13 protein-coding genes are annotated in these 13,123 nt (G+C 47.6%); 4 read left to right on the forward strand and 9 right to left on the reverse strand.

Features of this window, described 5'->3' with window-relative positions:
* Window positions 1-4 precede the first annotated feature (4 nt).
* The 9 genes from MYF79_RS06375 to MYF79_RS06415 form a co-directional block, all read right to left on the reverse strand.
* Window positions 5-1,567 (reverse strand): helicase HerA-like domain-containing protein, encoded by a 1,563-nt coding sequence (locus tag MYF79_RS06375; protein WP_247813078.1) that lies wholly within the window; start codon window positions 1,565-1,567, stop codon window positions 5-7.
* A 154-nt stretch (window positions 1,568-1,721) separates the two neighbouring features.
* A complete protein-coding gene (locus tag MYF79_RS06380) occupies window positions 1,722-2,072 on the reverse strand; it encodes a co-chaperone GroES family protein (RefSeq protein WP_247813079.1) in 351 nt (116 codons plus the stop codon).
* Between the two features lie 100 nt (window positions 2,073-2,172).
* Complete coding sequence (locus MYF79_RS06385; protein WP_247813080.1) at window positions 2,173-3,012, reverse strand: MBL fold metallo-hydrolase; 840 nt, start codon at window positions 3,010-3,012, stop codon at window positions 2,173-2,175.
* A gap of 35 nt (window positions 3,013-3,047) precedes the next feature.
* Entirely contained in the window at window positions 3,048-4,349 is a 1,302-nt protein-coding gene (locus MYF79_RS06390; protein ID WP_247813081.1) for an MFS transporter, read from the reverse strand.
* A gap of 76 nt (window positions 4,350-4,425) precedes the next feature.
* The gene (locus MYF79_RS06395) at window positions 4,426-5,043 is read right to left on the reverse strand and encodes an ABC transporter ATP-binding protein (protein WP_247813082.1); all 618 of its coding nucleotides are present in this window, start codon (window positions 5,041-5,043) and stop codon (window positions 4,426-4,428) included.
* The gene (lpxA, locus tag MYF79_RS06400; RefSeq protein ID WP_247813083.1) at window positions 5,040-5,834 is read right to left on the reverse strand and encodes an acyl-ACP--UDP-N-acetylglucosamine O-acyltransferase; all 795 of its coding nucleotides are present in this window, start codon (window positions 5,832-5,834) and stop codon (window positions 5,040-5,042) included. Before lpxA ends, MYF79_RS06395 begins: the two co-directional genes overlap by 4 nt.
* Window positions 5,835-5,843: 9 nt before the next feature.
* Window positions 5,844-7,259 (reverse strand): bifunctional UDP-3-O-[3-hydroxymyristoyl] N-acetylglucosamine deacetylase/3-hydroxyacyl-ACP dehydratase, encoded by a 1,416-nt coding sequence (locus tag MYF79_RS06405; RefSeq protein ID WP_247813084.1) that lies wholly within the window; start codon window positions 7,257-7,259, stop codon window positions 5,844-5,846.
* 33 nt (window positions 7,260-7,292) lie between these two features.
* Window positions 7,293-8,342, reverse strand: a complete 1,050-nt coding sequence (gene lpxD, locus MYF79_RS06410; protein ID WP_247813085.1) for a UDP-3-O-(3-hydroxymyristoyl)glucosamine N-acyltransferase — start codon at window positions 8,340-8,342, stop codon at window positions 7,293-7,295.
* A gap of 100 nt (window positions 8,343-8,442) precedes the next feature.
* Window positions 8,443-9,669 carry an HD domain-containing protein gene (locus MYF79_RS06415; RefSeq protein WP_247813086.1) on the reverse strand — a complete coding sequence of 409 codons (1,227 nt, stop codon included), beginning with the start codon at window positions 9,667-9,669 and terminating at the stop codon, window positions 8,443-8,445.
* A 294-nt stretch (window positions 9,670-9,963) separates the two neighbouring features.
* On the opposite strand from MYF79_RS06415, the gene MYF79_RS06420 reads away from it, so the two are divergent.
* The 4 genes from MYF79_RS06420 to MYF79_RS06435 all read left to right on the forward strand — a co-directional run bounded on the left by MYF79_RS06420 (window position 9,964) and on the right by MYF79_RS06435 (window position 13,117).
* Window positions 9,964-11,517: a response regulator gene (locus MYF79_RS06420; RefSeq protein WP_247813087.1), complete on the forward strand. Its 1,554-nt coding sequence runs from the start codon at window positions 9,964-9,966 to the stop codon at window positions 11,515-11,517.
* 31 nt (window positions 11,518-11,548) lie between these two features.
* Entirely contained in the window at window positions 11,549-11,896 is a 348-nt protein-coding gene (locus MYF79_RS06425) for a hypothetical protein (protein ID WP_247813088.1), read from the forward strand.
* Window positions 11,893-12,657 (forward strand): MBL fold metallo-hydrolase, encoded by a 765-nt coding sequence (locus MYF79_RS06430; RefSeq protein WP_247813089.1) that lies wholly within the window; start codon window positions 11,893-11,895, stop codon window positions 12,655-12,657. The genes MYF79_RS06425 and MYF79_RS06430 overlap by 4 nt, the downstream gene beginning before the upstream one ends.
* Before the next feature lie 100 nt (window positions 12,658-12,757).
* Complete coding sequence (locus MYF79_RS06435) at window positions 12,758-13,117, forward strand: hypothetical protein (protein ID WP_247813090.1); 360 nt, start codon at window positions 12,758-12,760, stop codon at window positions 13,115-13,117.
* Window positions 13,118-13,123: the final 6 nt, after the last annotated feature.

Here is a 13,123-nt window from a genome sequence, read left to right on the forward strand (position 1 = left end):
TTTCTTAGAACCAACTGCTTTTCTTACTGCTTTTACCGCCCAGGCCCAGCGCGCCCAACAGGCTGCGGGTTATGATATTTGCCGCAGTACGGCCTGCCTGCCGTGCAGCAGAACTGGTAAGTACGGTTTCCAGGATGCCCTTTTCTTCTTTCTGTCTGCCACCACCTTTGGAAGATGCCTTTTCTTCCGTTTCTTTAGCCGTTTTTTCGGCCGCTTCCTCCAGTTTGGCACTTAGTATCTCATACGCACTTTCGTTGTCTATTTCACGGTTATATTTCTTTACCAGCTTAGAGGTATTGACAATAGCATCTGCCTCCGCATCTGACAGTACGTCCATACGGGAGCGTGGCGCTACCAGCATGGTGGCCGCCAGTGGTGTAGGCTGACCTTTTTCATTCAGACAGGTGATGAGCGCTTCGCCGATACCGATCTGTGTGAGCAGCTCATCTGTTTTATAATATTCAGACAGGGGATAGTTCTCCGCCGTTGTTTTGATGGCTTTCCTGTCATTGGCGGTAAATGCGCGTAGTGCATGCTGCACTTTCAACCCCAGCTGACCCAGTACAGATGGAGGTACATCCATCGGGTTCTGTGTACAGAAGAAGATACCCACGCCCTTGGAACGGATCAGTTTAATGATCGTCTCAATCTGTTGCAGCAAGGCTGTACTGGCTTCCTGGAATATCAGGTGGGCTTCGTCGATGAACATCACCAGTTTTGGTTTTTCAAGATCGCCCTCTTCCGGTAATGTAGCATACAGTTCTGCCAGCAGGCTTAACATGAACGTGGAGAATAACTTCGGACGATCCTGTATATCGGCCACCCTTACAATGGAAATAATACCCCTGCCATCATCGCTGATGCGCATAAGGTCATCCACTTCAAAAGAAGCTTCTCCGAAGAAGAGATCAGCGCCCTGCTGTTCCAGGCCGATCACCTTACGGAGAATGGTACCCGCCGATGTGGTAGAGATCTTACCATAATCTTTTTCCATTTCAGCCTTTCCTTCATCACTTACAAACTGCAACACTTTCTTAAAATCTTTCAGGTCCAGCAGGGGCAGTTTCTGGTCATCGCAGTATTTAAATATCATAGATACCAGGCCTTCCTGCGTATCGTTCAGTTCAAGTATTTTGGAGAGCAGCACCGGTCCGAATTCACTCACAGTAGCGCGGAGGCGCGCGCCCTTTTCCTTACTCAGGGAAAGTAGCTCTGTTGGATAAGCGGAGGGCGACCAGCTGCCGCCTATTTTCTGATAACGTTCTTCGATCTTGGGATTGCCTGTTCCTGCTGCAGCAATACCGCTAAGGTCTCCTTTGATGTCCATCAGCAATACAGGTACGCTGGCATCGCTCAATGCTTCTGCAATTACCTGCAGGGTCTTGGTTTTACCGGTACCGGTGGCGCCGGCTATAAGGCCATGCCTGTTCAGTGTTTTCAGGGGCAGGGATACATCGGCTCCGGCGACTACTTCGCCATTGAGCATGGCACATCCCAGTTTTATATGTTCACCTTTAAAGGAATAACCATTTTGTATGTACTCCAGAAATGCTTCTTTCGTTGCCATGGTGCTTACAAATTTTTGCTGAAGATATGGAAAAGCCGTTTCGGACAAAAGGGGGAATAAAAAAATCAGGAACTAACGCATAAGGAATAGTGCAAATGCATTTATTCTTCATGCTTAGTTCCTGATGTATCTTTTTTGCTGTGCGCTGACAGTCTTATAGTTCTTCTTCTCTCTCAAGCATCAGTATGGCGCCCTGCGGAACGATGAAATATTTCTCGCCCTGGTACACCACTTCTGTGGAGCCGCTGATCAGAAAGATGGCCAGATCTCCCTCTTTTGCCTGGAGGGGGATATATTTTACCTTTTCTTCTTCCGGTTTCCATGCCTCATCGTCTTCGCTTGGCAATGGCAATGCATAACCAGGCCCGGTTTTGATCACATATCCCTGTTGCACCTTCTCCTTTTCCTGCATGCCGGGCGGAAGATATAAGCCGCTTTCTGTGCGCTCGTTAGGGGTGGTTGGTTTAATCAGCACCCGGTCTCCTACAACTATTAGCTTCTTCAATTTATTGTCTTGAGTCAAATGTATAGCCATGGTAAAGTACCTCCGGCAAAAGGTATTGCAAAATGCGTGCAGCAGAGCGTTCTGATGCCAATATGGCACTTTATACGTCTGCCAGCCGGAAGGTATCAGCCACCCTGATGCCTTTTTCTGTCAACTGCAGGCTACAACACTCTGTAAAAGGGTCATGCTCGAAAAAGAGGATGTAGTTGTTCTCCACAGCCTCCTGTAAAAAGCTCTTTTTCTCCTGCAGGGTTGTCAGTGGGAACATATCGTATGCCATTACGTAAGGAATGGGGATATGCCCGGTGCTGGGCAGCAGGTCGGCCATATATACGATCGTTTTGTCTTTGTACCTGATCTGTGGCAGCATCATCGAATCCGTATGCCCGAATACAAAGCGGATATTGAAGTCATTGCTGAATGGAATACCTTCCTCCCTTGGAATGAATTTCAACTGCCCGCTTTCCTGGATGGGCTGGATATTTTCCTTCAGGAAAGAGGCTTTTTCCCGATCGTTGGGTTTGGTTGCCCATTCCCAATGTTCCTGGTTGCTCCAGAAACTCGCGTTTTTAAAGGCGGGCGCCAGTTGCTCTCCCCGTCTTTCTATGGCGCCGCCACAATGATCAAAGTGCAGATGTGTCAGGAATACATCGGTGATATCGTCACGGTGAAATCCATGTTTTGCCAGGGAGGTGTCAATACTGGCGTCTCCATGCAGGTAATAATGGCTGAAGAACTTTTCATCCTGCTTATTGCCTATGCCGGTGTCTACCAGGATGAGGCGGTCGCCGTCTTCTATCAGCAGGCTGCGCATGGCCCATGAGCACATATTGTTCTCATCCGCCGGGTTTAGCTTGTTCCAGATGCTTTTAGGCACTACGCCAAACATGGCGCCTCCGTCCAGTTTAAAATGGCCTGTATCTATGCTGTATAAGTTCATGATTGGATCCGTTTGGATGCTGAAGTTCGTGAATTTCAGCTTCCTGTAGTAAGCCTTTTTTGTTTTTGCAGCGCCGCATAGAGCCAGATGAGGCCTGTGAAGAAGAACGCGATCAGCGCCAGCACAGAGTTACGCATGCTGCCTGTCAGCTCATGGATATAACCGAAAGTGATCATCCCTATGGCGATAGATAATTTCTCTACCACGTCATAGTAACTGAAGAACGATGCAGTGTCGTCTGTTTCAGGCATTAGCTTGGCATAGGTAGAACGGCTGAGGGATTGTACACCACCCATTACAAGGCCGACCACTACCGCCAGTATATAGAAATCTGTGGCTGTCTGCATACGATATCCGACCAGGCAGATGACCATCCATAATATGACAACGACCATTAATACCGGGAGGTTACCAAATTTGCCCGACAGCCTGGCTATACCCCATGCGCCAAGTACAGCTACTACCTGGATGGCTACTACAGCCATTATCAACTTGTCGGCAGGCAACCCCAGCTCCTGGCTTCCGAAGATGGTCGCCGCCATCATCACCGTCTGAACGCCCATGCTGTAAAAGAAGAATCCACGCAGGAACCTTTTCAATACCGGCATTACCTTCACCTGTGCATATACTTTTTTGAGCTCGCGGAAGCCTTCTGTCAGTGCGCTGGCGCTATGTTGCTGTACGGTTGCCTTAGAAGCGGGCAGGCGCATAAAGGTGATCTGTGCAAAGCCTATCCACCAGAGGCCAGTCAACAGGAAGGTGATACGTACCGGCATACCTCCGTCAATACCGAAGGGTTTTACCACCACAAGCGCAAAACCTATCAGCTGTAACAGTACACTACCTATATATCCCATTGCATATCCCCTGGCACTGATGCGGTCGCGGTCTTCTATCGCAGCTATTTCCGGCAGATAAGAATTGTAAAATACCAGGCCTCCGCAATATCCAAGCGTAGCCAGTATAAAGAAGATGGCGCCGTATTCAACGCTGGGGTCCGGTCCTTTGAAATTGAACAAAGCACAGCAGCTTAATCCGCCCAGCCAGGTGAACAGCATGAGATATCTTTTCTTATTGCCCCGTGTATCCGCTATGGAAGAGAGTATGGGCGACAGCAGCGCTGCAAGCATAAAGGCGGCGGCCATGGAGTAGTCGTACAATGCAGAGTTCACGAACGTTCTTCCGAAGAAGCTTACATTGTCGCCTGTGGTATCAGAGTGCGTAATGGTCGTGAAATAAATAGGGAAAAAAGTGGTGGTAATTACGAGGTTGTATACTGAGTTGGCCCAGTCATACATTGCCCAGCCATTGATTACTTTTTTACTGGCAGTTTGCATACGTAGTAAGTAAGTTAATGATCAAAAATAAGGAATATGGAGCCCATTGGATCAATGCATTCCCCCCGGCGGGCGTTTATTTATAATCCTGTATCCTGATGTGGTTCGGACACATGAAGTATTCCTGCTCATCATTTGAACTGACAATGATAAGACGGTCGCCGCTATAATCGGTAATAAGTTGCTGATAGAGCCGGATACCTGCGGCATCCAGGTTAGTACAGGGTTCATCCAGCAGCAGCACAGGAACATCTGAGAAAATGGTCAATGCCAGTTTCAGTCTTTGTTTCATGCCGGATGAAAAATAGCGGATCTGTTTATTCATGGATTTCTCCAGGCCCACCAGGGCCACAGCATCTGCGGGAGTGATAGCAGGAATGAATTGTTTGAACTGCAGGTGGAACTGCAGACTTTCTGCCAGTGTAAATTCCTCTACCAGTTCGAGGTAAGGAGCAGCAATGGCACAATGCCGGAAGAACTGATCAGGGCTGAGCGGTTCTTCCGGTGTGCTATAAGTAACGGAGCCTTCATTGTGATGGAGGTGTCCGCTGATAACTTGTAAGAGTGTGGATTTCCCCGAGCCATTGGGACCCAGTATGGCATACCTTCCGCCTGCCTCAAAGGTGGCGGATACACGACGGAAGATCCAGTCGTAGTTAAATCGTTTGCCTGTCTGGTGCAGCGTTATTTTCATTCGTCGCTGGCTAGTGACGTATAACCTTTCATAATGCCCCTGCCGGATTCACGTATGAAGGAAAGTATCTCATCCCTTTCATCTGTGGCAGGATATTCCGCTTCAATGATACTGATAGCTTTTGACAGCTTGTATCCTTTCACGAATATGATGCGGTAGATGTCCAGTACATGATTGATCTTTTCGAGAGAGAAACCTCTTCTCTTGAGACCAATGGAGTTCACGCCTACGTATGACAGTGGCTCACGCGCTGCCTTTACGTAAGGTGGTACGTCCTTTCTAACGAGGGAACCACCTGTAACAAAGGCATGTGCGCCTATTTTACAGAACTGCTGAACGGCTACCATGCCCGCCAGTACTACGTGGTCGCCCACGGTGATATGGCCTGCCAGGGTAGTGTTGTTGGAAAATACACAGCTATCGCCCACTTCACAATCGTGTGCAATATGGCTGTAGGCCATGATCAGGCAGTTCCTGCCGATAACGGTTTTCCATTTATCCTTGGTTCCTCTGTTTATGGTTACGTACTCTCTGATGGTGGTGTTGTCTCCGATTTCAGTTGTGGTTTCTTCGCCTGCAAATTTCAGATCTTGCGGGATGGCGGAAATTACAGCCCCGGGAAAGATACGGCAGTTCTTACCGATCCTGGCGCCTTCCATGATGGTGACATTGGAGCCGATCCAGGTGCCGTCTCCGATTTCAACATTCTTATGAATGACGGTGAAGGGATCGATCTTTACGTTTGGCGCAACTTTGGCGTCCGGGTGAATGTAAGTTAGCGGATGGATCATTGCTATTGTTTAGCTTTCTCTTGTTTTAATGATTTGAGCGGTCAGATCACCTTCAGTTACTACCTTGTTACCTACAAATACGGTTCCTCTCATTTCTACTATGCCTCTTCTGATGGGGCTCAGCAATTCCATCTTCAGGATCATTGTGTCTCCTGGAAATACTTTCTGCTTGAACTTACAGTTGTCGATCTTAATAAAATAGGTATCGTAATTCTGAGGATCGGGAACAGTGTTGAGCGCAAGAATACCTCCGCACTGTGCCAGCGCTTCCACCTGCAATACGCCCGGCATTACGGGATTATTAGGGAAGTGGCCCTGGAAGAAGTGCTCGTTGAAGGTAACGTTTTTGATACCTGTTACCTGTGTATCGGTAAGATCGATGATTTTATCCACCAGCAGCATCGGATAACGATGCGGCAACGTTCTTTCGATACGCGGCAGATCAAAGATCGCTGGTTTATTAGGATCATATACGGGCACATCTTTGATGTGCCTGTTCTTTTTGATATACTGTTTGATCTTACGGGCAAACTCCACGTTGGAAGCATGTCCGGGACGGTTTGCAATGATATGCGCCTTAATAGGAACGCCTACCAGCGCCAGGTCGCCCACGATGTCCAGCAGCTTGTGACGCGCTGGTTCATTCGGGAAGTGAAGCTGTATGTTGTTGAGGATACCTTCTCTTTGCGCTACGCTGATATTCTTACGTTTGAATACCTTGGCAAGGCCGTCCAGTTGTTCATCGCTTACCGGTTTGTCAACAATCACGATAGCGTTGTTGATATCACCACCTTTGATCAGGTTGTTGGAGATCAGGTATTCCAGTTCGTGCAGGAATACGAAAGTACGGCAGGGCGCTACTTCCTGTCTGAAATCCTGCAGGCTGTTCAGATTAGCATGTTGTGTTCCTAAAACAGGAGAATTGAAATCGATCAGGCAGGTAATGCGGTAATCCACTGCCGGAAGGGCCACCATCTCTACGTTCTTTGAATCGTCGTAGTAATTGATGTTAGTGTCAATAGAATACCATACCTTCTTGGCATCCTGTTCGGCAATACCAGCTTCCTCTATCTTCTGGATAAAGGGATAGGAACTACCATCCATGATCGGAATTTCAGGACCATCGATCTCGATGTGTACGTTATCAACCCCTGTTCCTACCAGGGCAGCCATAATATGCTCAATCGTACTCACGCGGGCGCCGTTGTGTTCGAGGGTCGTGCTGCGTGAAGTATCCACGACATAATCGACATCGGCTTTAACTACAGGTTGTTCAGGCAGATCTACACGCTGAAATTTAATACCGTAACCGGGAGTGGCCGGCTTCAGGGTCATGTTTACATGCGCTCCTGTGTGTAAACCAACACCCGATATGGTAACTGGGGCTTTTATCGTGTGTTGGTTAGACGACTGTTGACTATCCATATTTTTTTATAACTGTTTATCCTACTTTATTCTTCAAACACCTTCCCGCACGGAAAGCAGTTGTTTTACCATATCTTCCAATTCCTTCACACGTTTTTCAAGGTCGGGCAAATTTCTAAAAATTGCCTGACTTTTCAGTGAACTTTTGTAATCAAAGGCAGGAGATCCCATCAGTGCTGTATTGGGTTCCGCTATCGATTTGGACAAACCGCTCTGCGCATTGATCTTGGTACCGTCTGCCAGCTGAATATGTCCCACCAGGCCTACCTGTCCACCTATCACACAGTTCTTGCCGATCTTGGTACTGCCGGAAATACCGGTCTGTGCCGCTATTACAGTGTTGGTATCCACATCCACATTGTGCGCTATCTGGATCAGGTTATCCAGTTTAACACCCTGGCGGATGATGGTAGAGCCCATTGTAGCGCGGTCTATTGTAGTATTTGCCCCTATTTCTACATCATCGTGAATGATCACGTTACCGATCTGCGGCACTTTCTTATAGGTTCCGTCAGGCTGCGGTGCAAAGCCAAAACCATCGCCACCGATCACACAGCCCGCATGCAGGATCACCCTGCGGCCTAATATACAGTTGTCATATACCTTTACGCCGGGGAAAATGACAGTATCATCATTCACAGTAACATTATCGCCAAGGTATACGCCGGGATATATTTTAACATTGTTTCCAAGCACCACATTCTCACCCAGGTAAGCAAAAGCGCCGATGAAGACGTTCTGGCCGGTCTTAACTGATGCAGGCACATAGGACGGTTGCTGAATACCGGTTTTGTTGCCCACCATCTGTTTATATTTTTCCAGGAGAAGGGCAAAGCTGCTATATGCATCTTTTACCCTGATCAGGGTTGACTTAACAGGTTTTTCCGTTACAAGGCTCTCATTCACTATCAGTATCGAAGCATTGGTAGTATAAATGAACTCTTCGTATTTAGGATTGGCAATGAAACTGAGCATCCCTTCACCGGCCTCTTCAATCTTGGCGATGTTGCTCACTTTTACGTCCGGGTTGCCTTCCAGCTTACCATCCAGCATGGTAGCCAATTGTAATGCGCTAAACTGCATAGTTATTAATTAATAATGTTACCCGATCTGACCAGCTACCAAATTGTACCTATTCCACAACTCGCATTTCCGGAATTTGTAATTGATAATTAGCCATTCATCAGATTTTTGGATGACAAATGTAGAATTTTTTTACGGGTATAGCCAGCGTATGACTAACCAGTGCATTGTCAATAGACGAAATGTCTTTTACAGTTCCGTCTTTAAAGAGAATATTGATCTTCTCATTATTCACATTGTAAGCACTGAGACAGGCTGTGCCCGTGAAGACGAAATAGTCCAGGTCCCTACCGCTAATGCCGTACTGCTGCTGCACTTTCTGCTTCATGAGGTGAATACTTTCCGTATCGAAGGCCTCATTGCTCAGCACGCACTTGAACAGATGCCTGTTGATGAGCCAGTTACAAAGCAGCGATAATATTTTATCCGGGTGTTGCGCCCAGACCTTGATCGCTCCCATGATGTCATAATCATCCAGCAGGCAGAACTGTTGCAGACAATGCGGCTCCTGTTCAAAGTTGGCGGCGGTGATCGTATGATAGAGAAAATACTCCAAAGCCGGCGAAGCATACAGGGATACGCCCTGTAAAGCCAGTTCCTTGGCCCTGCGCAGTATTTTTACCAGCATATTCTCCGCGCTCAGCACCGTTTTGTGCAGGTAAACCTGCCAGTACATCAGGCGGCGCGCTACAATGAACTTCTCTATCGAATAGATCCCCTTCTCTTCCACCATGAGCTCATCACGGTGTACTGTCAGCATTTTTATTATTCTGTCATATCCAATCACGCCTTCAGAAACGCCCGTATAAAAACTGTCCCGGTTCAGATAATCCATCCTGTCTACGTCTAACTGGCTGGAAACCAGCTGATGCAGAAAGGTTTTGTGATAACGGCCGTTAAAGATCTCTATCGTCAGCGTCAGCGCCCCGTTCATTTCCCTATTCAGCTCTTCCATCAGCCACTGGCTGATCTTTTCGTGAGATACGCCCTCAATGATGCCATTCTCCAATGCATGTGAGTAAGGACCATGACCTATATCATGCAAAAGTATGGCCATCTTTGTAGCAACCTCTTCCTCTGCCGTGATCTGTACACCCTTGGCCCGAAGCTCCATTAAGGCAAAACACATCAGGTGATAGGCGCCCATGCTATGATGAAAACGGGTATGCATTGCGCCCGGATATACCAGGTGTGCCAGGGCCATCTGGTGGATCCTGCGCAAACGCTGATAATATGGATGGGAGATCAATGTAAAGATCAACGGATGGTCAATCGTAATGAAGCCATATACCGGATCGTTCACAATTTTACGCTTGCGTTCTGCCATTTACCGTTCTCCTTTAGCTAGACAAAGCTACGTTAAGGAATTATTATCTGTAACTTTTTCTAATGTATAGACGCGGGAAGAAAGGAATCCCCCTATCTTCCCCATGATTTTCCCTATTTTTATGATCGAAATTATTAATATTTAATCACTGGTCATAGAACATATTGTTTTTTAACAATTTATTGTGCCCGGATGAGCTGCCGGGAACGGTTTTTGACAACTTAGAATCGTAACTTGGGTAGGATAGTTGTCACTGCCAACTATAATTTGCTTTATCACAAACACCTTACTTGAATGAGTCAAATAAATATACTTTGGGTAGACGATGAAATAGAATCACTGAAATCCCAGATCATGTTCCTGGAAACCAAGGGGTATAAGGTATCCGCCCTCACCAACGGGTACGACGCCCTTGAATTCCTGCGTGACCAGGTGGTGGATGTTGTGTTGCTGGATGAATCTATGCCGGGTATAACAGGGCTCGAAACCCTGGGGAAGATCAAAGAGATCGACCAGCAGATCCCCGTGGTAATGATCACCAAGAATGAGGCAGAAAATGTGATGGACGATGCGATCGGCTCCCAGATCACAGACTACCTGATCAAGCCGGTGAACCCCAACCAGGTGCTCCTTTCCCTGAAAAAGATCATTGACAACAAACGCCTGGTGGCCGAAAAGACCACCATTGCCTACCAGCAGGAGTTCCGCACACTGTTCATGGCCCTGAACTCCAACCCGGACTATAACGAATGGATGGATATCTATAAGAAACTGGTATACTGGGAAATGGAAATGGGCAAAACAAACAGCCCCGAAATGCTGGAGGTGCTGAACTCCCAGAAAGCTGAAGCTAATACCGAGTTTGCCAAATTCATCAGCCGGAACTATGCCAGCTGGGTAAGCCCGAAATCAAAAGAGGCGCCTGTGATGTCGCATACCCTGTTCCGGGATAAGATCCTGCCGGCGCTGGACAGCGAGGTGCCTAATTTTATTATCATCATAGACAACCTCCGCTGGGACCAGTGGAAGGCGATACTGCCCATTTTCCTGGAGTCTTACCGCCTGGTGCAGGAAGATACTTTTTACAGTATCCTGCCCACCTCTACCCAATACAGCCGTAATGCCATTTTTGCCGGCATGCTGCCCGTAGAGATAGAACAACGCTTCCCGGAAGAGTGGAAAAATGACGACGAGGAGGGTGGAAAGAACCTGCATGAAGAAATATTCTTTGCAGATCAGCTCCGCCGCCTGAAACTGGACAGCCGTTTTTCATATACAAAGGTGACCACCCACAACGACGGGCAGCACCTGGTCAACAATGTCCATAACCTGATGTCTTACCCCATCAATGTGATTGTGTATAATTTCGTGGATATGCTCAGCCACGCCCGTACAGAAATGGAAGTGCTGAAAGAACTGGCGGCCGATGAAATGTCCTATCGCTCTATTACGGCGAGCTGGTTCGAACATTCACCGCTACACCAGGCCCTCCGTAAGCTGGCAGATAAAAAGATCAACCTCATCGTGGCCACCGACCATGGCAATGTGAGGGTGAAAACACCTGTAAAAGTGATCGGCGACAAGCAAACCACTACCAATCTCCGGTATAAGCACGGCCGTAACCTGAACTACGATGCAAAGGAAGTACTGGCTTTCCGCGATCCCAAAGAGGCAGGTCTGCCCAGGCCCAATGTGAATTCCTCCTACATCTTTGCCAAAGAGGACGGTTATCTCTGCTATCCGAATAACTATAATTACTTCGTTAATTTCTACCGGAATACTTTCCAGCACGGCGGTATCTCACTGGAAGAAGTGATCGTGCCCGTGGCAAGGCTGGTGAGTAAATAGGCACTCCGGGCTTTTTCCTTATTTTTGTTGAATGAACTTTAAAGTCACACCCAATAACCTGACCCGCCTCGAAAAGATCTTTGGAGAGGCCAAGTACGAGTTGCGTTTCGAAAAGGGAACGTTCAACTCCGGCTATTGTGTACTTGAGCACAAGAAGGTGGTTGTTATCAATAAATTCCTCAACCTGGAGGGACGTATCAATACCCTGCTGGATATCCTTTCCACGATGGCGCTGGATGAAACCTTGCTGACTCCGGAGTCGCTGAAACTGTACAGGCAGATCGTCGAAAACAGGAATGCGGCAGATGCGGCGGCGGCGGCCGACAACAACGATGAACCATCATTACCACCTTCACCAGAACAACCTTCAGAGAATTGAAAGTCACCTTTTTAGGAACAGGTACATCACAGGGCGTACCTGTTATAGCTTGTGGTTGCCGGGTCTGTACCTCATCCGATCCGAGAGATAAACGCCTGCGCAGCAGCATCCTGATATCTGATACGCCCGCCGGTAACATTGTTATCGATACAACGCCCGACTTCCGTTACCAGATGCTCAGGGTAGGGTTAAAACACCTGGAAGCGGTGCTGATCACCCATTCCCATAAAGATCATATTGCCGGCATGGACGATATCCGTGCCTTTAACTATTTTCAGCAACGGGCTATTGACATCTATGCCACAGAATTTACACAGCAGGTCATCCGTAATGAATTCTCCTATGCCTTTACCGAACAGAAATACCCCGGCATCCCGGAACTGAACCTTCGTACCATCGGTGCCGCTCCTTTTAATGTGAATGGCCTCGATATCATTCCTGTCAATGTGATGCATCACCGGATGCCCGTGCTGGGCTTCCGTTTCAATGATTTTACCTATATAACGGACGCTAATTTTATAGCAGAAGAGGAAAAAGAGAAGATCAGGGGCTCTAAAGTGCTTGTGCTCAATACCCTGAGAAAAGAGAAACATATTTCCCATTTTACGCTGGACGAGGCAATTGCCATCGGCCGTGAACTGGAGATCCCCCAGGTTTATTTTACCCATATCAGCCATCAGCTGGGCTTACATGAAGAAATTTCTGCAGAATTGCCTGCAGGCATGGCGCTGGCCTACGACGGGCTGGAAGTGATACTGTAACTTTCCCCCGGCGCTGACCGTTTTACAGGAAAGCTCCTTTAGTGCGATCAGCAGCTGTAATATGCCTGTTCGTATGCTTATCAGGAAAATATTCTTTACCATGAAACCTATCCCTGTATTTCTCTGTATAATATTACTCATACTTACCGCGGCTTGCCGGAAGAATGAAGAGGGCGGAAGGCGGATCCTGCAAAAAGGATTAAGAGGAAAGATCGTGTATACTTCCTGCGCTACTACCGTTGTCCAGGTACTTAACAAAGATATCGGTACAGACTGGACCAGCTGCACAGACAAGAAAACGTATGAGCATGTAGTTGATGCCAATATTGTGAACAGGAACGGCCTGGTGGCAGAAGTGGAGTTCAGTTTCAATATTGTTGAGAATGAACCGGTATTCAGGTGCGATATGCTGGATTGTATTCCCGCCACATCTGCCACCATTGTTATCACAGGAGATTAACTTCGC

Origin of the sequence: Chitinophaga filiformis, from assembly GCF_023100805.1 — a bacterium.
In the GTDB taxonomy this organism is placed as follows: Bacteria; Bacteroidota; Bacteroidia; order Chitinophagales; family Chitinophagaceae; genus Chitinophaga; species Chitinophaga filiformis_B.

Coding starts and splice junctions, on each gene's coding strand:
- MYF79_RS06375 (WP_247813078.1), bottom strand. CDS start 1,567: ATGGCAACGAAAGAAGCATTTCTGGAGTACATACAAAATGGTTATTCC.
- MYF79_RS06385 (WP_247813080.1), bottom strand. CDS start 3,012: ATGAACTTATACAGCATAGATACAGGCCATTTTAAACTGGACGGAGGC.
- MYF79_RS06390 (WP_247813081.1), bottom strand. CDS start 4,349: ATGCAAACTGCCAGTAAAAAAGTAATCAATGGCTGGGCAATGTATGAC.
- MYF79_RS06395 (WP_247813082.1), bottom strand. CDS start 5,043: ATGAAAATAACGCTGCACCAGACAGGCAAACGATTTAACTACGACTGG.
- lpxA (WP_247813083.1), bottom strand. CDS start 5,834: ATGATCCATCCGCTAACTTACATTCACCCGGACGCCAAAGTTGCGCCA.
- MYF79_RS06405 (WP_247813084.1), bottom strand. CDS start 7,259: ATGGATAGTCAACAGTCGTCTAACCAACACACGATAAAAGCCCCAGTT.
- lpxD (WP_247813085.1), bottom strand. CDS start 8,342: ATGCAGTTTAGCGCATTACAATTGGCTACCATGCTGGATGGTAAGCTG.
- MYF79_RS06415 (WP_247813086.1), bottom strand. CDS start 9,669: ATGGCAGAACGCAAGCGTAAAATTGTGAACGATCCGGTATATGGCTTC.
- MYF79_RS06420 (WP_247813087.1), top strand. CDS start 9,964: ATGAGTCAAATAAATATACTTTGGGTAGACGATGAAATAGAATCACTG.
- MYF79_RS06425 (WP_247813088.1), top strand. CDS start 11,549: ATGAACTTTAAAGTCACACCCAATAACCTGACCCGCCTCGAAAAGATC.
- MYF79_RS06435 (WP_247813090.1), top strand. CDS start 12,758: ATGAAACCTATCCCTGTATTTCTCTGTATAATATTACTCATACTTACC.